Source organism: Ottowia thiooxydans DSM 14619, assembly GCF_000422885.1.
Lineage (GTDB): Bacteria > Pseudomonadota > Gammaproteobacteria > Burkholderiales > Burkholderiaceae_C > Ottowia > Ottowia thiooxydans.
The window spans coordinates 296,871-317,668 of record NZ_AUGX01000011.1; the positions used below are offsets into that span (position 1 = coordinate 296,871).

17 protein-coding genes and 1 tRNA gene are annotated in these 20,798 nt (G+C 59.7%); 10 read left to right on the plus strand and 8 right to left on the minus strand.

Annotated elements, in window-relative coordinates; genetic code table 11:
* Positions 1–7: 7 nt before the first annotated feature.
* Genes G518_RS34670 through G518_RS34675 form a run of 3 tightly spaced genes read left to right on the plus strand, consistent with a single transcriptional unit; the run spans position 8 to position 3,527 of the window.
* Positions 8–1,096 (plus strand): branched-chain amino acid ABC transporter permease, encoded by a 1,089-nt coding sequence (locus G518_RS34670; RefSeq protein ID WP_051236384.1) that lies wholly within the window; start codon positions 8–10, stop codon positions 1,094–1,096.
* On the plus strand, positions 1,093–2,574 hold the full coding sequence (locus G518_RS0110830; protein WP_028602563.1) for a M81 family metallopeptidase: 1,482 nt from the start codon (positions 1,093–1,095) through the stop codon (positions 2,572–2,574). The genes G518_RS34670 and G518_RS0110830 overlap by 4 nt, the downstream gene beginning before the upstream one ends.
* Before the next feature lie 41 nt (positions 2,575–2,615).
* Complete coding sequence (locus G518_RS34675; protein ID WP_036594270.1) at positions 2,616–3,527, plus strand: branched-chain amino acid--2-keto-4-methylthiobutyrate aminotransferase; 912 nt, start codon at positions 2,616–2,618, stop codon at positions 3,525–3,527.
* Positions 3,528–3,630: 103 nt separating this feature from the next.
* On the opposite strand, the gene G518_RS0110840 is transcribed toward G518_RS34675, so the two are convergent.
* Positions 3,631–4,728 carry an AraC family transcriptional regulator gene (locus G518_RS0110840; RefSeq protein ID WP_169457926.1) on the minus strand — a complete coding sequence of 366 codons (1,098 nt, stop codon included), beginning with the start codon at positions 4,726–4,728 and terminating at the stop codon, positions 3,631–3,633.
* Between the two features lie 91 nt (positions 4,729–4,819).
* On the opposite strand from G518_RS0110840, the gene G518_RS0110845 reads away from it, so the two are divergent.
* Genes G518_RS0110845 through G518_RS34685 form a run of 3 tightly spaced genes read left to right on the plus strand, consistent with a single transcriptional unit; the run spans position 4,820 to position 8,008 of the window.
* Positions 4,820–5,722: a M24 family metallopeptidase gene (locus tag G518_RS0110845; protein ID WP_028602565.1), complete on the plus strand. Its 903-nt coding sequence runs from the start codon at positions 4,820–4,822 to the stop codon at positions 5,720–5,722.
* A complete protein-coding gene (locus G518_RS34680) occupies positions 5,719–6,969 on the plus strand; it encodes an SMP-30/gluconolactonase/LRE family protein (protein ID WP_051236385.1) in 1,251 nt (416 codons plus the stop codon). Before G518_RS0110845 ends, G518_RS34680 begins: the two co-directional genes overlap by 4 nt.
* Position 6,970: 1 nt before the next feature.
* Positions 6,971–8,008, plus strand: coding sequence for a VOC family protein (locus G518_RS34685; protein ID WP_051236387.1), 1,038 nt, complete (start codon positions 6,971–6,973; stop codon positions 8,006–8,008).
* Positions 8,009–8,178: 170 nt separating this feature from the next.
* On the opposite strand, the gene G518_RS0110860 is transcribed toward G518_RS34685, so the two are convergent.
* The 7 genes from G518_RS0110860 to G518_RS0110890 all read right to left on the minus strand — a co-directional run bounded on the left by G518_RS0110860 (position 8,179) and on the right by G518_RS0110890 (position 14,194).
* The gene (locus G518_RS0110860) at positions 8,179–8,823 is read right to left on the minus strand and encodes an ABC transporter ATP-binding protein (protein ID WP_028602566.1); all 645 of its coding nucleotides are present in this window, start codon (positions 8,821–8,823) and stop codon (positions 8,179–8,181) included.
* Between the two features lie 276 nt (positions 8,824–9,099).
* Positions 9,100–9,714: a 50S ribosomal protein L25/general stress protein Ctc gene (locus G518_RS0110865; protein WP_028602567.1), complete on the minus strand. Its 615-nt coding sequence runs from the start codon at positions 9,712–9,714 to the stop codon at positions 9,100–9,102.
* A gap of 93 nt (positions 9,715–9,807) precedes the next feature.
* Positions 9,808–10,785: a ribose-phosphate pyrophosphokinase gene (locus G518_RS0110870; RefSeq protein ID WP_028602568.1), complete on the minus strand. Its 978-nt coding sequence runs from the start codon at positions 10,783–10,785 to the stop codon at positions 9,808–9,810.
* Positions 10,786–10,891: 106 nt separating this feature from the next.
* Positions 10,892–10,968: transfer RNA gene (locus G518_RS0110875), tRNA-Gln, on the minus strand.
* Between the two features lie 38 nt (positions 10,969–11,006).
* Complete coding sequence (ispE, locus tag G518_RS0110880; protein ID WP_028602569.1) at positions 11,007–11,867, minus strand: 4-(cytidine 5'-diphospho)-2-C-methyl-D-erythritol kinase; 861 nt, start codon at positions 11,865–11,867, stop codon at positions 11,007–11,009.
* 18 nt (positions 11,868–11,885) lie between these two features.
* On the minus strand, positions 11,886–12,419 hold the full coding sequence (locus G518_RS0110885; RefSeq protein WP_245597946.1) for a lipoprotein insertase outer membrane protein LolB: 534 nt from the start codon (positions 12,417–12,419) through the stop codon (positions 11,886–11,888).
* A complete protein-coding gene (locus G518_RS0110890; protein WP_051236419.1) occupies positions 12,416–14,194 on the minus strand; it encodes a tetratricopeptide repeat protein in 1,779 nt (592 codons plus the stop codon). The genes G518_RS0110885 and G518_RS0110890 overlap by 4 nt, the downstream gene beginning before the upstream one ends.
* A gap of 39 nt (positions 14,195–14,233) precedes the next feature.
* Between G518_RS0110890 and mutM the strand changes: the two genes are divergently transcribed.
* The 4 genes from mutM to G518_RS41290 form a co-directional block, all read left to right on the plus strand.
* Positions 14,234–15,046 carry a bifunctional DNA-formamidopyrimidine glycosylase/DNA-(apurinic or apyrimidinic site) lyase gene (mutM, locus tag G518_RS0110895; protein ID WP_028602572.1) on the plus strand — a complete coding sequence of 271 codons (813 nt, stop codon included), beginning with the start codon at positions 14,234–14,236 and terminating at the stop codon, positions 15,044–15,046.
* 139 nt (positions 15,047–15,185) lie between these two features.
* Positions 15,186–17,144: a dynamin family protein gene (locus G518_RS0110900; protein ID WP_028602573.1), complete on the plus strand. Its 1,959-nt coding sequence runs from the start codon at positions 15,186–15,188 to the stop codon at positions 17,142–17,144.
* Positions 17,141–18,208, plus strand: a complete 1,068-nt coding sequence (mutY, locus tag G518_RS0110905) for an A/G-specific adenine glycosylase (protein WP_028602574.1) — start codon at positions 17,141–17,143, stop codon at positions 18,206–18,208. Before G518_RS0110900 ends, mutY begins: the two co-directional genes overlap by 4 nt.
* Positions 18,209–18,489: 281 nt before the next feature.
* Positions 18,490–20,798 (plus strand): Ig-like domain-containing domain (locus G518_RS41290; protein WP_211231699.1); only part of this gene is annotated, 2,309 nt, incomplete at its 3' end.

Genomic DNA, 20,798 nt, shown 5'->3' on the forward strand with positions numbered 1-20,798 from the left:
TCATCACATGCTCACCCGAATCCTTTCCGGCGATTTTCCGCGTAGTCGTACGCTGGCTGTTCTTTTGGCACTGGTGCTGATCAGCCTAACTTTTGCACCCTTCCTGTTCCCAGGCATGAAGGCCCTAAGCGTGGCCGCAAAAATCCTCGTCTTCATCGTCTTGGTGGCGAGTTTTGACCTCTTGCTTGGCTATACCGGCATTGTCAGTTTTGCTCACACCATGTTTTTTGGCATCGGTGCGTACGGCATCGCGATCTCAGCAAGTCGACTCGGCGCGGGCTGGAATTCGATCTTCGTGGGACTTGCCGGCGCGTTGGTGATATCGACCGTGTTGGCACTGGCCATTGGCTTGTTTTCGCTGCGCGTGCGCGCAGTCTTCTTTGCCATGATCACGCTGGCGGTAGCGTCGGCCTTTCAGACGTTGGCATCGCAGCTGTCGGACATCACGGGTGGCGAGGACGGGCTCACGTTCAAGTTGCCCCAGCTGCTCTCCCCGGGCCTTGAGTTTTCGGATCAGCCCTTCCTGGGTGTCTCGCTTAACGGGCGCCTCTTGTGCTACTACCTGCTTTTCTTGACGGCTGTAGTGTTGGTCCTGGCTCTGCTGCGAATTGTCAATTCTCCTTTTGGTCGGGTTTTACAGGCAATCCGGGAGAACGAGTTTCGCGCCGAAGCCATTGGTTACCGCGTCGTTGTTTACCGAACCACGGCAGCCGTGCTGTCTGCACTGTTCGCCACCATTGCCGGTGCTATGTTAGCAATCTGGCTACGCTACACCGGTCCAGATACAACGCTGAGTTTCGAAGTGATGATCGATGTCCTGCTGATCGTCGTGATCGGCGGTATGGGATCGATCTACGGGGCAGTGGTTGGATCTGTGATGTTCCTAATCGCGCAGAACTACCTCCAGGACCTGCTGGCGGTTACTAGCAAGGCCCTGCAGGGCATCCCGTTCCTGCATGACCTCTTTTCACCGGACCGCTGGCTCCTCTGGTTAGGTGTTTTGTTCGTGCTCGCCGTCTACTTCATCCCGAACGGCGTCGTGGGCCGGCTTCGAGGCACACAATTTTTGCCAAGTAATTCTGGAGAGACACCATGAAAATTGCAGTTGGTGCAATGTTGTACGAGGGAAATACGTTTGCGAGAGGAGAGACTGGCCTGGCCGCGTTCCAAAGCAATTACCTCTTTGAGGGAGCGGAGATACTGGAGCGGCTCATTGATGGTGACGTCGAGGTGTCTGGTGCATTGAAAGTGCTGCAGGCGTCCGGGGCAACCATCGTGCCGCTCATTGCAACGCACGGAGGGTGCGGCGGTAAGTTGGTAGCCGGATGCTTTGAAGAACTTTGCTCCAGGTTGTTGAGCCGGATGGACTGTGACGTCGATGGCGTTTACTTGGCCCTGCATGGCGCGATGGTGTGCGCTGACGAACCCGAACCTGAGGTGGCGCTCATGCAACGCATCAGGGAGCTAGTAGGTTCGGTACCCATCGTCGTGACGCTTGACCTTCATGCACACATCACACCCAAGTTGCTCTCACTGTGCGATGCGATCGTCGGCTACCAGCACTACCCTCACGACGATGCCTTCGAAACCGGGGTAAGGGGTGCGAGCCTTCTGCTGCAGTCCCTGGGTGGCAGAGCCCGGCTGACCAGCCGCATGCGTAAACTCTCACTCCTGGTACCGCCAACGACGGCGGGCACCCGGCTGCCGACGCCGATGCGCGAGATGTACCGGCAGTGCCGTAGCCTCGAAGGCCTGCCCGGGATTCTCGCGGTGAGTTATTTTCCCTCGACCCCATGGGCCGAGCGTCCCGATGGTGGCACCGCTTTCGTCGTGGTAACCGATGGCACAGCGGTAGACGTCGAAACCCATCTCGAAAAACTGTGCACGGTTTTGTGGCGTTCCCGGTCCAGGTTTCAGCCTGACGTTCACCTGCTGGAAGACGTAATCTCCCTGACTGCCCACGACATCGCAGGCCCGGTGATTGTCAGTGAGATGTCAGACGCAGTTGGCGCGGGCGCAGCGGGCGACAGCGCATACATCCTGGAAAAATTCAAGCACTCCGCAGTGCAAACGCCAGTGCTCATTCAGATCGTGGATCCGGAGGTCAGTGCCCTTGCCCGGCGGTACGGCGTCGGGAGCCGCATTTCTTGTGTGATCGGCAACAAGGTAGAGAACCGATATGGTGAGCCGGTTGAATTGACTGCGGAAGTATTGAGTTTCTTCGATGGCGCGTTTACTTACTCAGGCGGGCTCATGAGCGGTATCCGCGCCACGGTTGGCCCGTCCGCCGTCATCCGTGCGCGAAACATCACGATCCTGGTCACCGACAGGCCGGCCTACGAGTACGCAGACGAGCAATATGCCGCAGCCGGGCTGAACGTGCGCGAGTTCCAGTACGTAGTGGTCAAGAACCCGATGAATTTTCAACAGGTGTATGCCTGGGCTCCGAAGCGATTCGGGCTCGACACGCCCGGCGCGGGTCGCGCGGACCTGACCAAGCTCGAGTGGGAAAGCTGTCAGCGTCCGTTTTATCCCCTGGATGACAGCGAAGAGGCCATATACCGAAGTACGTAAGCGTGATGGCAGGGACCGTAGAACAGAAAAAGGACTGATAAATGGATACGGAAAAATTCAGGAATGGCGCAGCCTATGTGGGTGGTAAATTTGTACCTTTCAGCGAGGCTGCGATTTCAGTAGCCGACTGGGGTTTCACCCGGTCCGACGCCGTGTATGACGTCGTGCACGTTGATGACTACCGGTTCTTTCGCTTGAAGGACCACGTGGAGCGCTTCGAAGCTTCGATGAAAAAACGACGCATTGACGTCGGTCTGAGCACTCAAGAAATCGAAGTCGTGCTACACCGCGTGGTCGCGCTTTCAGGTCTGTCGAGTGCTTACGTTGCCATGGTGGCGCTGCGGGGACGTCCGAGGGTCGTCGGCTCGAGGCGGCCTGAAGATTGCACTAACCACCTAGTTGCCTACGCCGTGCCATGGGTCGATGTGATTTCCAAAGAGATGCAGGAAACAGGGGCCACGCTCTGGATTTCCGAGCATCCGCGAGTACCCGATGCGTCTGTAGACCCTGCTGTCAAAAACTATCAGTGGAGTGATCTGACCTCGGCACTTTTCGAGGCGCACGACCACGGCTATGAGACAGCAGTTCTTTGTGATGCTGAAGGGTTCGTCACTGAAGGGCCCGGGTTTAATGTGTTCGTGGTAAAGGAAGGCCGGCTGGTCACACCGGACCGAGGTGCATTACCTGGCATCACTCGCAAGACGATCTTGGAATTATGTGCCGAACTCGGTGTCCCGCATTCGATCGGCCCGGTATCGAGGTCTGACTTGCAGAGCGCAGACGAAGTTTTCATCAGCTCGTCAGCTGGCGGTGTCATGCCGGTGCGACAGGTCTCCGACGGGGGCGCATTGCCTGGATCTGGCGGAACTGTTTTCCGTTCAATCAGAGAAGCCTATTGGTCAGCACATAAACGCCCGCTATTCTCTACGCCGGTGGAGGCGGTCCAGGCTTAGGCATCGCATGTGGGGATTATCGGGCGATGAGTGAATCGTGGTCGTTGGGGGCCCTATTGCAATACGATACCTGCGTGAGCGGACTGCCCTGGGGGCTCCGTGGCTACGCACCCTCCATGGAATGGTTCGGCAAGGGCGCGCCTCTGCGCCACTGCCCAGGTGTCTCGCCCGTCCAGCGCTTGAAGGCGCGCTGGAAAGCGCTCTGCTCCGAGAAGCCGAGAAGGAATGCAATGTCTACCAGGGATAGCCGCGTGTCGCGTATGTAGCTGAGCGCCATCGCCTGGCGCAAGTCATCGACAAAGGCGCGAAAGCTCAGATTGTGTTGTGCGAGCAATGCTTTGAAGTCGTCGGGCGTGACCCCTATAGCGGCGGCTATCCTGCTTGGTTCGGGGCCGCCACTCTTGAACGCATCCAGAGTGGCGCGGCGGGCGGGCTCCAGCCAGGCGGGCTCGAATGCGCTGGCGAGCTGTTGCATCAGCTTGGCACACAGCTCTTCCATCATCCGCCGCACCTGCGGGTCGGCGTGCGGCAGCGCCAGGCTGGCTATGCGGGCATCGAAGGCGATGGCCTGTGTATCCTCGCCAAAGCGCAGCGGGCAACGAAACAGGGCTTCATACTCTGCGGAATCCTCGGGTGGCGGATAGCGAAACGACGCCCAGAGCGGAGTGGCGTCTTCCCGGTTCGTGATCCAGCGGCCAAAGGTGACGGCAATCGCGTGCTGCAGGTCTTCGCAGATGCGCCCTAGCGGCGCGTTGCCGGGCAGGTTGCTATGGATAGTTCGCACGAACTCGTCGCCGCGTTGCTCGATGACGTTGCGGCAGGCGTCTATGGTGAGAGCCGAGTAGCGCGCCGACTGCCGCGCCAGATCCAGGGCATCGGTGCAGTTCATGAGTGCATAGCCGTGTGAACCGAGGTGGCCCGGCCGGATCGAGGCGCCCAGGTGGAGGCCTAGTGAGGGGTCGCCAAGCAGCTCTGCCGCCGCATCGCACAGCGTGCGAAACACGTCAAAGGGTACGCGGCCATTGGCATCGCCTTGCGTGGCAGAAGCCGGCAGGCCCGCGCGCGCCAGGAGCGCAGGCATGGCCAAACCTTTGCGCTCGGTGTAGTCCGCCAGCAGTTGAAAGAAGTGCACGGCCACGGAAAACCCCTCACCGGGTGGCGCTGGTTGGTGCGGTGGGGCGTGATTTGCGAGTTTGTCCATGGGCAGTTCGGTCAATTCTCCCGCAGATTGGTCAATACGCCCCGCTCGCTTCCACCTAGAGTTCGGGACACAAAAATATGAGGAGACATGCATGCCTCTTGGCTATACGCCCGAACCTACGGGACCTCTCGACCGGCTCTACCGCAGCATCTCACGTTACGCCTCGCACCGGATGGCTGGCGGGGCCGACCGCCAGGCTACGGCCGAGGCATTAAAGGGCTTTCGCCGCGCACAGCGCCTAGCCTATGACGCAGTTGAGCATGTGGCTGCCCAACTAGTGCCGGGAATAACCGAGCGCGAGGCCGCTGATCTGCTTGCCGACTATCTGCGAGAGCACGGCACCGAACGCTTCCTGCACCGCCCGTTTGCATGGTTTGGTGACCACGCGCGGTTCGATGGGTATTCGGGTTATGGCGACTACCACCCCAGTGACACGCCGCTGGAGCAGGGTGCAACGGCCATCCTCGACGTATCGCCCATCCTCGACGGCTACATCGGAGACGTAGGCTATGCCGTGTCTGTTGGGCCGAATCCCGAGCTGGAGAAGGCGCGTGAATTCATGCTGGTCTTGCGCAGCGAGATTCCTGCGATGTTCGCCAGCGCAATGACACCGGCTGAGATCTGGCATACGGTGAACAGACGCATCATCGGTGCCGGTTATGACACTGTCCATGCCAAGTACCCGCACTGTGTGCTGGGCCACCGGGTTTTCCGGATGAAGGTGCGCAAGGGAAGCTCGGCCCGAGTGGGTTTCCGCGCCTTCGGCTGGTTTTCGCTGGACACCAACCTCGCATTCCTGCGGCTTGGGCCATCGGCGGCGCTGTCGCCCGAGCACGTGGGACGCAAGCTGGGGTTGTGGGCAATAGAGCCGCACATTGGCTGGCCGGGTGGGGGATGCAAGTTCGAGGAAATCCTGGTGGTGGAGGAAAAGCGCTGCTATTGGCTGGACGATGACGTACCTCATGTGCGAAATGGCCGGAGGGCCGCCTCGTGAAAAAAGTACGCATCTTCGCCATTGCCGCCATAGTGGTCATTGCCGGTTGGTGGGTGGCTGCCGCCCCGGCGTCGCACTATTCGCCCGCGGTCGCGCTGGCCATTGACGGCGAGGCTGAGCGCGCAGCGCTCGCCGTAGACAAATCCGCCGACTTCGCCACGGGACTGGAAGTGCTGGAGGCTGCGGTCCCGGGATACGACGACGTTGTGTTCCTCGATCAAGGTAAGCGCTGGCTGCTGTCTGCGATGGACGGACGCATCTGGTCGTACGACCCGGCGGCGCGCAAGGCAGAGCCATTCGTCGACACGCCGCTGATGGCGGCCGGCCTGCATGAGTCGCCCACGGACCATGACACGGTGTATTTTTGCGCCTCTCGGCTGTGGGGCAGCACCTATCCAGAAGGCGAACGCGTTGGCCTGTATCGCCTCTCGGTGTCGACAAGGAAGATCGAGCCGCTGGTGCTGGATGTGCCGGACACGGTCATCGACGGCCAGAGGGCCTGGGGTCTTGCCGATGCCGGCGCGCCGCAGTCCGTACGTGGCGTTGCAAGCGGCAAACAACGCCCGCTCGCCTTCTGCAATGATCTGGAGGTGTCGGCCGACGGCAAGCGCATTTACTTCTCGGAGCCTTTCGCTTATGCGGGCGCTTCCATGGGCGGAGGGGCGGTGCCAGAGGCGGTGGCCTTTCGCGGCAACGGCCGGATCTGGATGCACGAGGTCGTCACGGGGCAAACGCGCTTGGTTGCCCAAGGCGTGCACTTCCCCGACGGACTATTGGTGGACCTCCACCCCGGCCAAGACCAGGAACAGTCTATTCTCACCAGCCTGACGACCAGCTTTCAGATCGCGCGTGTCCACGTGAGCGGACCGAAAGCAGGGCGTATCGAGCTTGTGCAAAACGGCCTTGCGGGCATGTGTGACGGCATGGATCGTGACGCCGCAGGTCGCATATGGTGCGGTATGTATGCTCAGCGCTCTCCCCTCATGACCTGGCTGCATGGCAAGCCTTGGGCCAAGGAGGTGCTACTGCGTCTACCCCTCAACTTGATGCCCCAGCCTAGGACCACCGGTGTCCTGGTGTTGAGCCCCGACGCCGCCAAACCGCTGTATAGCGCTTGGTACACCGGTGCCAAGCTCGTGCACAACGCCTCTGCCTTGCCAGGGCCTGACGGTTATGTCTACATGGCGCCGTTCTCAAGCAAGCAACGCGGGATTGTGCGGATTAAGAACCCTCTGGGGGATAGCTAGCATGGCTCTGCGCTCTATAGCGCGCCGCGTCTTGCGCTGGAGCGCGGTTGGGGTAGCGGGAGTGATCGTTGGTTTGCTGGCGTGGTCGCTGGTAGTCGATACGCAGCCGATGCACGTAGCTGATGATTCGGGCGATGCACGCTTGGCCGACGTCTACCTCAACACGCCCGATGCACAACGCGCGGCCAACTTCTACGCCAAGGTATTCGGGGGGACGCCGGAGACGGCGCAATCGACGCATGCCAGCCTTCTCGGTGCCACCGACCCGGTGATCCGCGTGCGCACGCCAGGTTATGCCGGGCAGGCGCCCGCTCTCGCCTTCATCTCTCGACCCACAGGAGGCGACCGTCCTCTTGGCCCGCAGGACCTTGGCTATGCCCACCTGTGCTTTGAGGCCGACGATGTGGCAGCGGTTGTTGCCTTGATAGAGGCTCATGGCGGCAAGGTTTCGAGCCGCTTCGACAAACCGGCCCGGGCGCCGGTCATCTACGCTACTGACCCTGATGGCAACACCATCGAGGTTCATGTGCCCCTGCCGTCGCCACTCACACCGGGTACGGTGGTGCGGGCCGTCCGCGCGATGGCTAAGACGTATTTGCAACTCGGCGTGCCGGAGAACCGCGTCAGGTTCCTGCACGTCAACATCAACACCCCTGATTGGAAGCGGACGCTGGATCAGTATGAAGCTGGCGGAATCGGCAAGCCCACGGGCGTACAGCGGGCTTACGATGGTGATTTTATTGGCACCCTCACCGGCGTGCCAGGCGCGCGCGTCCATGGTCGCCATCTGGCCCTGGATGGCTACAGTACCGGCGGGCCTACGCTGGAAGTTTTCACCTATTTGGGGCAAGCCGGCACACGGCGCCTAGGCCTTGCAGACCCCGGCGTGATTGCGACCGGCTTCGCAGCAACAGATGTAGAGCTCGTGGCACGCCGGCTTGAGGCTGCCGGATTCAAGGGCGAGCGGGCAAACGGTAGTGCTCGCCTGATGCGAGATGGGGATGGCAACCGATTGCTGGTGTTTCCGCGTTTGCCCTGAAACTGCTCAAACCGGCGCCTGGACGCGGGCGCCATGTATCTCTGTGCCAGTGGCTCCGCTGGCGGCGAGCGTTCTCTTGGCGTGCTGGCCTTGGCTGTGCCCACCTGTGCTTTTAGGCCGACTGCTCACGGAGCTCAAAGCCGCATCTGCGTCGGGCACCAAAGGCTATCTCATTCTGACGGTGACGGTAGCTCAATCAAACCTGATAGCGGTACAGAATCGATTCGCTCAGCGCTTGCAATCACGATCGCGCGGCCGGGTTGACCAGCGACATCGGAGAGGACTCGCCACAAGAAACGAATCGAATTGGCATCGAGCGCTGAGGTTGGTTCATCGAGTAATGTGAGCGCGCGTCCTGACGCAAGCGCAGCCGCCAGCCAGACTTTTCGCTTCGACCCGGTGGAGAGCATGTACATTGGCTTGTCGAGATGCGGAGTTAGAGAGAAGCCCTCTACAAGTGATTGCCACATCTGCGCGTCGAAGCGCGAATCTCCCGCACTCAAGGACAACGTGCACTCCGTCGCCGAGATCTGATCGAATGCGTCGGTCGCTGGTTCAACAAAGAACACGTTCTGCCGATAGGCTTCGGGGTCTTCGTGTAGGCCCGCCCCGGCAACGTTTAGCTGACCTTCGCCGCGAAGGTTTCCTGCAAATAACCGGAGGATGGTCGACTTTCCACTCCCGTCGCCACCATAGAGCTGGGTTAGCCCGGTACCGACGTGAACGCTCCAAGCAGATAAAAGCGCAGGCCTGTGTGCGTAAGCGAAGCTCAAATTTTTGACGACGAGAATGGACGCGGTTGACGCTGAGTTCATGTCTCAACCTTACCGCAAAACCAGGGGCGCCCCCGCACAAAGCCCTTTTGTAGGTGACACGTGCACGGCATAAATCAGGCGCGTGCGCTGGCAAGGGGTTGAGGTCGCCACGCTATCCGAGAAACGATGGGGGTGGAGCCCGGGCGGGCATTGATGAGCTTGCATCTATCCAAAAAAAATGCCCCGCGTGAGCGGGGCATTTTTTTCGCCGATCGCAGGCTAAATACTTAGCCTGCGGGGCGTGTCGACAAAGAAGTCGGCAGAAGTCGGAAGAAATTACTTCTTCTCTGGGGCAGCAGGAGCCGCAGCGGCTTCAGGAGCAGCTTCTTCGGCCGCAGGATTCACCACCGACACCAACACAGGGTTGGCTTTACCGTGCAGAACGGCTTTCACGCCTTTAGGCAGCGTGACATCGTTCAGCGTCAGGGTGGCGCCTTTTTCCAGCTTGGAGAGGTCGATGTTGATCGCCTCAGGCAAGTCGGAAGGCAGGCAGGACACTTCGAGTTCGGTCAGAACGTGGTTAACCAGGCACTTGTCGAGCTTGACGGCGTTCGACTCTTCTTCACCGGAGTAGTGCAATGGCACTTTGGTGTGAAGCTTGGTCTTGGCAGACACGCGTTGGAAATCGATGTGCAGAATGAGTTGTTTGAACGGGTGGATCTGCAGATCACGCAGCAGCACCGGGCTGGTCTTGCCGTCCAGGTCCATGTCGAGCACGGACGAGTGGAAAGCTTCTTTTTTGATGGCTTGCCACAATGCATTGTGGTCGAGCTCGATCAGCTGGGGCTCGCCCTCGCCACCGTAAACAATACCGGGCACTTTGCCGGCGTTGCGGAGACGGCGGCTCGCACCCGTACCCTGCTTAGCGCGCTCAAAAGCGACAAATTTCATAACTAACTCCTTGGATGAAGCCGACCGCGACCAGTACAGCTTCCGTTTAAAAAAGGCTGCGCACCGATCAATGGGCGCAAGCCATCTGAGTTCTTAAAACAGGTTGTCCTGTTCCGAGAACAAACTCATTACCGATTCACCACGTGCAATGCGCTGGATAGTCTGCGCAATCAGTGGGGCCACGGAAAGCTGGCGAATCTTGCCGCAGGCAGCAGCGCTGTCGGACAAAGGAATGGTGTTGGTGACCACGACTTCATCAAGTGCGCCGCCTTGAGCGATACGCTCGATGGCAGGGCCAGAAAAAATGGGGTGTGTGCAGTAAGCGTATACCTTCTTGGCACCGCGCTCCTTGAGCACTTCAGCGGCTTTCACCAGCGTGCCTGCGGTATCAATCATGTCATCCATGATGACGCAATTGCGGCCTTCGATGTCGCCGATGACGTGCATCACTTCGCTCACGTTGGCCTTTGGCCGACGCTTGTCGATGATCGCGAGATCACAACCTAGCTGTTTAGCCAGTGCGCGTGCACGCACCACGCCACCGACGTCTGGGCTGACGACCAGCAGGTCTTCATAGTTTTTCTGCCGCAGATCGCCCAGCAACACAGGCGAGGCGTAGATGTTGTCTACGGGGATGTCGAAGAAGCCCTGGATCTGGTCTGCGTGGAGATCCATGGTGAGCACGGCGTTCACACCCACGGCCTGCAGCATGTTCGCCACAACTTTGGCTGAAATCGGTACCCGCGTGGAACGAGGGCGGCGATCTTGACGCGCATAGCCGAAATAAGGAATGACCGCGCTGATGCGCTCAGCCGAGGCGCGTTTGAGCGCATCGACCATGATCAGCAATTCCATCAGGTTTTCGTTCGTAGGCTGGCAGGTGGACTGCACCACGAACACATCGCGAGCGCGAACGTTCTGCTTGATCTCGACCGTGACTTCTCCATCTGAGAAGCGGCCGACATCGGCAGCGCCGAGCGAAAGGCCTAGGTTGCTCGCTATTTCAGCGGCCAGTGCGGGATTGGCGTTGCCAGTGAACACCAGAAAGTCGGGAGAGGATGACGGCTGCATGAGCTTTCCGGTGGTTGCGCTGGACGGCAAACTTCTTTTTTATCGAACTGGCAACCGAGTGGCGCCTTTCGGCGCGTGCTCGGTATCTTCTATAACGATAATGGTTTGGCAGGGGAGGAAGGACTCGAACCCTCGCATGCCGGAATCAAAATCCGGTGCCTTTACCAACTTGGCGACTCCCCTACACTGGCCACCACCTCCGAAGTAGGAGGTGACTGCCTTCAATTGTCGCTGGCAACCCAACCAACCAGTGGATGAATTGCCATATTGCTACAGTCCCTGATTTGCCAATTTGCCGATTCTAATAAATGTACCAATTTAGCTGGCACACCGTTACTTGAACGGGCAAATAAAGCGCTGCCTGAGCCAGTCATTCTGCCTTGAAGTCCGTGCTCACTTAAAGTGGCAAGGCCTTCGGCGATGAGCGGACAAAGCCGCTCAGCAACCGGCTGCAGATCATTGTGGCCAAAGCCCCAGGGGTTTGCAGCGAAGCCTGCGAGTATAGCAAGGTTTGTATCGCGCTTCAAATACTCGTCAGAAAAAATTGCTTTTGTTTCGAGCCCGACTGGTGGTTTGATCACCAGAAAGGATGCAGCGGGTAATTCTATGGGGGTGATGCGCTCACCCACACCCTCCACCCAGGCGTTTCGCCCACGCAGAAAAAAGGGCACATCTGCACCCAGCGAGAGGCCTATGGCTTCCAGTTGCCCTCGGTTCAGTCCAAGATTCCACAGGCGGTTGAGTGCCAGTAGCGTTGTGGCTGCATCCGAGGAGCCGCCACCCAGACCGGCCTGGGCCGGAAGGCGCTTGTGCAACCCGATGTGAACACCGTCCGTGCAGCCAGTGGCCGCTTTCAGCGCGCGCGCAGCCCTTGTACACAGATCATCTGCAGGCAGGGCAGGCCCGCTCAGGTCTTCCCGGGAAACCGCACCATCAGAGCGGAGTTCAAAATGAAGTGTGTCGCACCAGTCGATCAGCATGAATACTGATTGCAACAAGTGGTATCCATCTGGGCGGCGCCCATTGATGTGCAGGAAAAGGTTGAGCTTGGCCGGTGCCGGCACGTCGAAGATGGCGCGCATCGTAGTTAGAACACGTTCTTAGCGATCAAATACCAACCGCAGTTCTACCGCAGGAAAGGGCTGCAAGCGCTTTGCAAGCAAGCGGCCATCGCCCAGGGAGCTGAGGTCGGCCTGCCAGCCTTCCACGATTTCGGGCTCGCCGCGCAGCCATGCGAACAGCGCGCGTATGGGAATGGGGGTGCCACTGGTCTGGGCAACAAGTTGTTCCAGCGAGTTAAAGCGCTGCTCTTTCCCGCCTTGGTTGATCACGGCGTTGCCAGGTTGCCACTTCATGACTGCCAGCGTACTACCCAGTGGTGAAGTCAGAGTGAGTTCGCCAGTCTCCGCGCTGCCGCCAAGGGAAAAGCTTGTAGAAAATGATTGGGGTGGCTCGGAGTCAATGATCAAGCCCAACCGGCCTGACCACTCCGATCTGTCTTTATCAATAGCTCCGGTTTCCCTCTTGGTGCTGGCACACCCAGTGGCGAGGGCTGCCGCCGCCAGCGCCAAAGCCTGCACCGCCTTGCGGCGGGAGTGGGTCGAAGGGCGGTTGAGGGCGTGCGTTGAACTCACAGGCTGACCTGCAGCCGCTTGAGGGTTTCCTGCAAGGTTTCGTTGTCAGCAGCCAATCGCAGGCCCTCTTGCCAAACGGATTTGGCCTCGTCCTGGCGGCCCATGGTCCAGAGGACTTCACCCAAATGAGCTGCAATCTCTGCATCAGGCCGCTTGGCAAACGCTGCCGTTAGGATGCGAAGTGCCTCCGCGTGCCGCCCAAGGCGGAATTCCACCCAAGCCAGGCTGTCCTGGATGAACGGATCATCAGGGGCCAGCTTTACGGCGGTCTCGATCAGCTGCTTGGCTTCCGGTAGCCGCATATTTCGCTCGGCGAGCGTATAGCCGAGCGCGTTGTAAGCACTTTGGGAATCGGGCTTGAGCTCTATGACCTTGCGCAGCAGGCGCTCCATTTCATCCACCAGCCCCACTCTTTCAGCGGCCATGGCGGTGTCATAAAGCAGATCTTCATCTTCGGGTTTTTTCGCCAATTCGCCCTTCAACAGCTCGTAGGCTTGCTGCGGTTGCTTGTTGTCCCGTAGAAGCTGCGCTTCGGCAGCCAGTTTCATGCGCTCGTCTTCAGGGCGGGTGACAGGGATGCTGCGCACCAGTTGCCGTGCTTCCTCAAGGCGGCCCTGCTTCGCGATGATGGAGGCCCGGCGCAACTGCACGGTCATCTTTTCGTCAGCAGCGGTGATGCCGGCAAGCAGGCTCTCCGCCTCAGCGAAGTTGCCTTTTCGCTCCGCGATCTGGGCCAAGCTCAGGCGAGCTTGATTGAGGCCATTGGCGCGGTCTGTGCGTTCGTCCTCTGGCGTTTTTTCGGCCAGTTGCAAGTAGCGGTTGAGGGATGTTTCGGCCTCTTTGTCATAGCGACCCTCGGCCAGTAGCAAGCCCTGAGCTAGCCAGCCCTCCGGGTAATTGGGCTGCCGACGCGTGAGGTCTGCCAGCTGTTCCCGCGCTTGTTGCCCCCGGCCGGAGTCAAGGAGTGCGCGGGCATAGCCAATCTGCACTTCAGGCTTGGGTGAAGCTTCGCGCAGGTATCGCTGAACGAGGGCTTCGGCTCCTGTTTGACCGGCGCCTCCCATGAGTTGAAGCCCGAGCAATGCCGGCCACTCTGAACCGGCATTGGCTGCTTGCCCCAGGGTGGCGGCCGAGACCGCCCCTGCGTTGTCGCCAACGGCCAGCCGCATGCGTCCAATGGAAGTCCAGGCCGCGGGCGCCAAGGCATTGTTTTTCAAGGCAGCTGCGAAGCCGCGTTCGACCACCTGTAGCGCCCCACCTTTATTGGGAACGCGCGCGTAGAGCGAAGGAACAGCCGTAATGAAGGCTTCTTGTTCGTTCGCTGGCAACGCGGCCAGTGTGGCGGCCAACGGGACATCGGACTCTTCAATTCGGCCTAGTGCCACCAGAACCTGCAGCTCCATTCGGTTGGCATCCACCGATTGAGGTTCAGCCCGGCGCCATGCGCGCACAGCATCTAAAGCCATCGTGCCTGAGCGCGATTGGATCGCCATCTCCACGGCTCGTTTGTAGAGCGCGGGGTCAGCTGTACGCCGTGCGGCATCAAGCATCAGCTCGATTCCCTGCGTTGAGCCCTCCCGGAAGCTGATTTCTCCTATCAGCAACTCATAAAGGAGCCGCGCTGTGAGAGCGGATGGCCCAGGTGTTGGGGCTGGTGCGGCAGCGGACGCCTGGGCGGCTGGAGCTGATGCGGGCTGAGCGGGGGCAGTTGCCTGAGCAATTGCCAACCCCGGAATCAGTGTGATCAGCGGAAAAAAACGGAAGAAATGCTGCATGCAATCATAATAATCCATGCCTGAAATAGATGTTTGCCCATGCCAGAGCTTCCTGAAGTCGAAGTAACCCGCCGCAGCTTCGCAGAAAGAATCCGCGGAGCTCGTATTCTTTCGGCTACGCCTGGAAAACCTCTGCGCTGGCCGCTAGGTGTGGCGCCCGAAGTGCTTGCCGGCCAAACCGTACGCGAGGTGGGTCGGCGCGGAAAATATTTGCTGCTGGAGCTAGACGAAGGCGTTTTGCTGATGCATCTGGGCATGTCGGGTAGCTTGGCTTTTTCTCCTTATCCAGGGGCGCCGGGGCCTCATGATCACTTCGATCTGGTAACTACGGCCGGCACGCTCCGGCTGCACGACCCGCGCCGTTTTGGAGCCGTGGTGTGGTCTGAAAGCCAGGATGTTGATCCGGCGCGCAAACTGCTGGCAGGTCTTGGTGTGGAGCCACTTGGCGAAGAGTTCGATCCAACACGCTTTCACGCCGGGCTCAAGCCCCGGCGAGCGCCTATCAAGCAGGTGCTCCTGGCGGGGGACGTAGTGGTTGGCGTAGGCAATATTTATGCCTCAGAGGCGCTTTTTCTAGCGGGCATTCGACCCACGGTACGGGCCAGCCGCTTGTCCAGGATTCGCTCCGATCGCCTGCATGCCGCTATTCGCCAGGTGCTGGCACGCGCCGTGGAGCGCGGGGGCAGTACATTGCGCGATTTTTCCAGTGCCACGGGGGATACGGGCCATTTTCAGCTTGAAGTGGCGGTCTATGCCCGCGCAGCCCAGCCCTGCCATCAGTGCGGGACTCCCATTCGCTTGATTCGCCAAGGGCAGCGCTCCACGTTTTTCTGCCCTGCCTGCCAGACGTGACTCGGCCGCCCTGGGCTATTTCGGCCTGAAGTGGTCAATAAGTCCTACTTGTTCACGTTTAGCCGCATGGAGCCTAGCAAAAGGGACTAGTGCGGAAGCTTCGCGGTGTAATATGACCCGGTCAAAACGAGGGGTCACGGTGACTGGATTTCACGCACAGTTCGATCGCTATGGTGCCTGGCGCAAGGAGGCGGGGCTGCGCCTGAAAAATTTGACCGATTGGCTGGAAGAGGTCGAATTGCTGGATGCAGGCTCGCAAGAGCGTGTGAAGGGCCTGGCCGAGCAGCTGAGAACCGACAAGGTTATGGTGGCCTTCGTGGCCGAATTTTCCCGGGGTAAATCTGAGCTGATCAACGCCGTGTTTTTCCCCGGCTATGGTCGTCGCATCATGCCCGCCAGAGCTGGCCGCACCACCATGTGCCCAACCGAGCTGGGGTATGACTCGCTTTTACCTCCGTGCTTGCGCCTGCTTCCCATTGAAACGCGTTTGCAGCCGCAGTCGTTGCTCGACTGGCGCATGCTGCCCGAGCGTTGGACGCACCTCGATCTGGACATGAGTAACCCAGCGCAGCTGGCCGGTGCGATGGAAAAAGTGTCAGAAACGCGGTCTGTCAGCAAGGAAATGGCGAGTGCGCTGGGTTTCTGGCATGACGATCGCACTGAGGACAACCCGCCCATCAGCCCTGACGGAATGGTGAGCATCCCGCGTTGGCGCCATGCGCTCGTGAATATGGCTCACCCTTTGCTCAAACAGGGCCTGGTTGTGCTGGATACGCCTGGCCTCAACGCTATTGGCGCAGAACCCGAACTGACCGTGAACCTGATTCCACAGGCGCAAGCCGTGGTGTTTATTTTGGCGGCAGATACGGGCGTTACCAAATCCGATCTCGCCATATGGCGGGAGCATCTGGCACCTGCGGATGATGGCCCGGGCATGCGTTTTGCGCTGCTCAACAAAATAGACACGCTGTGGGATGGCCTCAATTCTCCCCGGGTGATTGAGGAGCAGATCGAACAGCAGCGGCTGCAGGCAGCTCAGATACTTTCTCTGGAACCCTCCAGGGTGCAGGCATTGTCCGCACAGAAAGGCTTGCTGGCCAAGGTGCGCGGGGATGAAGCCTTGCTCGAGCAGAGTCGTTTGCCGGCCTTTGAACAGGTGCTGGGGCGCGACATGCTGGGCGCACGCCAGCGACTACTGGAAGGGGCAATTTTGCAGGGCGTGAACGAGCTTCAGGCACAAGCGCAACGCACGCTGGGCGTCCGCCGGCGAGAGCTGTTCGAGCAGATGCAGGAGCTGAGAGGTCTGCGCGGTAAAAATCGTACCGTGATACGCCAGATGCGTTTGCGTGTGGAGCAGGAAAAAGCTGAATTCGATCGCGGCGCCTCCAACGTAGTGGCCGTTCGGTCGGTGCATACCAAGCTGCTGCGCGATGTGTTCAAGCTTCTTGGCAATACATCCACCAAGAAGCAGTTGGTGCCCCTGACGTCCATGCTCCGCGAGCCTGGCATGAAGATGGGCATCAAGAGAGCCTACGCAGAAGGCTTTGGCAATCTGCATGATGTGATACGGCAGGCGCGCTCTCTGGAAGCTGAGATCGAGTCGATGCTGGCAGTGGCATTCCGCCAACTTAATGCCGACTACGGCTTTGCTCTGCAACTCCAGCCAGTACCTGAGCTTGGGCGTTTTGAAACTGATCTGAAGGTGGTTGAGCGCAGTCACCTGCAATACCTGGGAATTGGCAATATGCTTCAGCTATCTCGCCCGGAGTTTGCTGAAAGGTTGGCGCGTGCATTGTTTGCACGGGTGCGCTCCATTTTTGATGCCGTGCTTGGCGAGATTGAACTATGGAACAAGTCAGCCTCTGCGCAGCTCGATGTGCAGTTGCGTGAACGTCAGCAGGGTTTTGCCAGACGTATCGAAGCCATCGAGCGAATTCAGGAGGCCGCTGGTGGGCTGGATCAGCGTCTTGGCGAAATTGAGCAGCAAGAAGTGACTCTCAATAGCCTGGATAGCCGCTTGGCCCAGCTAACCCGTGAATTACGCCAAGCCAGGCTCGTGCCCCTGTCAAGCGCGGCGCCTGAGGTTGTTCCGGCGTGAAGGGCGCTGGGAAAGCTTTTTCTGATCGCATCATCGTCTGGCAGGGCAGCCATGGGCGCCACGGTTTGCCGTGGCAGGCTACCCGTGACCCGTACCGCGTCTGGCTGTCAGAAATCATGCTGCAGCAGACTCAGGTGTCGACGGTGCTGGACTATTACCCACGCTTCCTGGCGCAATTTGCCGATGTAGCCGCGCTCGCGGCAGCGTCTGAGAATGAAGTCATGGCGCTGTGGAGTGGCTTGGGTTATTACTCACGTGCTCGCAATCTGCATCGCTGCGCACAAGAGGTGGTCTCGAGATTCGGTGGCCAATTCCCGAGTAGCGCCGAGCTGCTGCAAAGCTTGCCAGGTATTGGGCGCTCAACTGCGGCCGCCATTGCCGCGTTTTGCTTTGGTGAGCGCGCAGCCATTCTGGATGGCAATGTCAAACGGGTCCTGACCCGCTACTTGGGGATAGCTGACGACTTGGCTGTATCAGCGAATGAGCGAGCCCTTTGGCTGCGAGCCGAAGAGTTGCTTCCAGAGGCCAGTACGCACCAAACCATGCCCATCTACACCCAGGGTTTGATGGATCTGGGGGCTACAGTTTGCACTTTACGCCGGCCCGTTTGCCTGGTGTGCCCCTTGTCTGCGGACTGCGTAGCTGCGCACGAAGGTAAGCCCGAACGCTACCCTGTCAAAACTCGGCGCGTGAAACGCTCTCGTATGGATCTGTGGTTGTTGCACGTGCTGGATCCGGAAGGACGCGTAGGACTGGCTCAGCGGCCTGCACCAGGCATCTGGGCCGGCTTGCACTGTTTGCCGGTATCTGCATCGCTTGAAGAGCTGATGAGCCAGTTGCCGTTGGCGGTGCAGGGGCATGCGATTGAGCACACGCCATTTGTTCACGTGCTGACGCACCGTGATTTGCACCTGCATGTGGTGACCGCTCATCTTGACTCTGCCGCATTAGATGGACTCTCGGTCGAGGCAATCGAGTGGTTCGATGAACGGCAATGGCAAGCCAAAGGATTGCCAGCACCGGTGCGGCGCTTTCTTGAGGGATCCCTGGTGGAGCGCGTCTAGAACGAGTTGCGTCTAGTCACTGAACACCGTTCGGGCTGAGGTTCTATGGTTTCTGTCTATCGGTGAGTGCCGTTGAAACAATATTACCGTTCGGGTTGAGCTTGTCGAAACCTCGCATTGCGCTTCGACCCTTCGACAGAAATACAGCGAACTACCCGCTACATAGGGGTTTCCTGTAGCCCATTCGGGCGACATACATTTTGCTTGGATCCCGCTAGACTGTTTTGAGAGAGTTCTGTATCAAATTGCAGGGCGATAAGAACAGGCAGAAGGGAAGCAACGTGGACACCAATCTTGAGCAAAACTATCAGCGGAGTGCGTCTGTTGTAGCCGGATCATCGGGGCGGACAGGGCGGATCAGGACGACCGAGCAGGGCTGTTCACTGAGAGGGCTGGGCAAGCTGATCGCGCCATGGGCACTACTGCTGACCGCTGGTATGGTGCAGGCAGCCACGTTTACCGTGACCAATGCTGCAGATAGCGGCGCGGGTAGTTTGCGCGCAGCGTTGGTGCAGGCCGCTGGCAACGCTGGCAACGATCTCATTACGTTTGCTCCGGGGATTACCCATGTACTTCTGAACAGCCCGCTGATTGTTCAAGACATTTCGGGCACTGTGACGGTGCAAGGGGTGGGAGTCACGCTGGATGGTCAGCTTAAAGGCCGTGTCCTGGAAGTAGCAAGCGGCACGGAGGTCAGGCTGGAAGGTCTGACGATTCAACACGGGCTGCTGGCAGGCAAAGGGGGCAACGGAGGGCTTACACCCTCGGCACTGCCATCGCTAGGGGCTGGCATTTACAACGCAGGCCAGCTGACGCTCGCGAACAGCACCATCACGCGCAACTACGCCACAGGAGGCGGTGCGGGAGGGCATAGGAACAATTTTCAGCGAGACGGTGGAGGTGGAGGCGGCAGCGGAGTGCGAGTGCCTGGCGCGGGCCCAGGCGGGACAGACCTCAAGGGCGCAGGTGGTGACGGTGGTACTGGGTACAACGCTTGGGGCAGTGATGGATACACCGCCGTAGGCGGGCTTGGAGCCATTGAGGAACCTACAGGCGGCGGCGGTGGGCGGTCTGGTTCCGCCTTGGGCGCTAGTGGGGGTGCCGGCAGTCAGGGTGGTGGTGCTGGCGGAGGCAGTGGGTGGTATGACAATGCAGGAGGCGGAGGCGGAGGTTGGGCTGGTGGCGGAGGCGGGGGGTCAGGCTACGATGGTGCTGGCGGCGGTGGGGGAGGCTTTGGCGGTGGGGGCGGGGATGCCTACCCTACCTCTGGTAGTGGCGCTACCGGCGGTATTAGCGGTGGCGCTGGCGCTGGCTCTGGCGGCGGCAACGGTGGTTCAGGCGGGAGTGGCCAGACCGGCCACAGCGGCTTCGACGGCGGCGGCGGCGGTTATGCCAGTGCAGGTGGCATCTGGCTAGGCGGAGGCGGCGGTAGTTCTGGCGATTTCGATGGGATTGGCGGCAATGGCGGTGCAGCAGCCGCAGGCATTTATAACGCTGCAGGCGCTGTGCTCACGCTGGAAGCTCAAGTGGTCCTGAGCCATAACCTGGCCGCAGGGGGCGGTGGTTCGGCTGCGCGATCGGGTGGCCGTGCAGTGGGAGGTCTGTGGAATGATGGCGCCGTGAGGGGGCCTGGTCCTGCGAGTTCGAGTGGTAATGCTGCTGGTAGCGGCTTGGGCGGGACTAATGGCACTACCCCAGCCGCAGAGGCAGATCTGTATGGTGTGCCCAAGATCTCCGGAGTGAGCTCCAGTACTCTGGATGGTGCGTACAAAGCGGGCGACACCATTAGCATTCAAATCACCTTCAGTGAAACTGTCACAGTGAGCGGCGTTCCCCAGTTGGCTTTGGCCACGGGCGGTGCGGGTCAGGTGGCTTCTTACAGCGGGGGAACAGGAACCAACACGCTAAGTTTTGCCTACACGGTGCAAGCGGGCGACAACGGCGCTGATTTGGATTACGTGAGTATCAATGCATTGACACTCAACGGCGGCACGATCCAAAGTATAGGCGGATCCGATGCCTTTCTTTTACTGCAGGCACCTGGCACCGCCGGCTCGCTGGGAGCGAACAAGAACATTGTGATTGACACGACCGCTCCCACGCTGAGCGGAAGCAGCCCGGCGGATAACACGAGTGGTGTGGCGGTCGCAAGTCAGCTAGTACTGAGCTTTAGCGAAGCGGTCAAGGCGGGCGTTGGGCAGATTGTGCTGACCAATACGGGCAATGCTGGTGACACCCGCAGCATCAGCATTGGTGATGCGGCCCAAGTCACGATAGCGGGCAGCACGGTGACCGTGAGTCCAACGGGAGGCCTGTTGGCTAATAGCCAGTATCACGTGCAAATGGCTGCTGGCGTGATCCTTGATGTGGCAGGCAATCCTTATGCGGGGATTGCAGACGCCACCACGCTGAACTTCAGCACTGTGGACTCCTACCACACCATCACCACAAGCGCACTTCCGGCTGCGGGTGGCAGCGTTGCCTGCACACCCGATTCTGTGCAATATGGCAATACAGCTACTTGTACTGTCACGGTGACACCGGGCTTCACAGTGAGCATGGGCGGCACGTGTGGTGGCAGCCTGAGCGG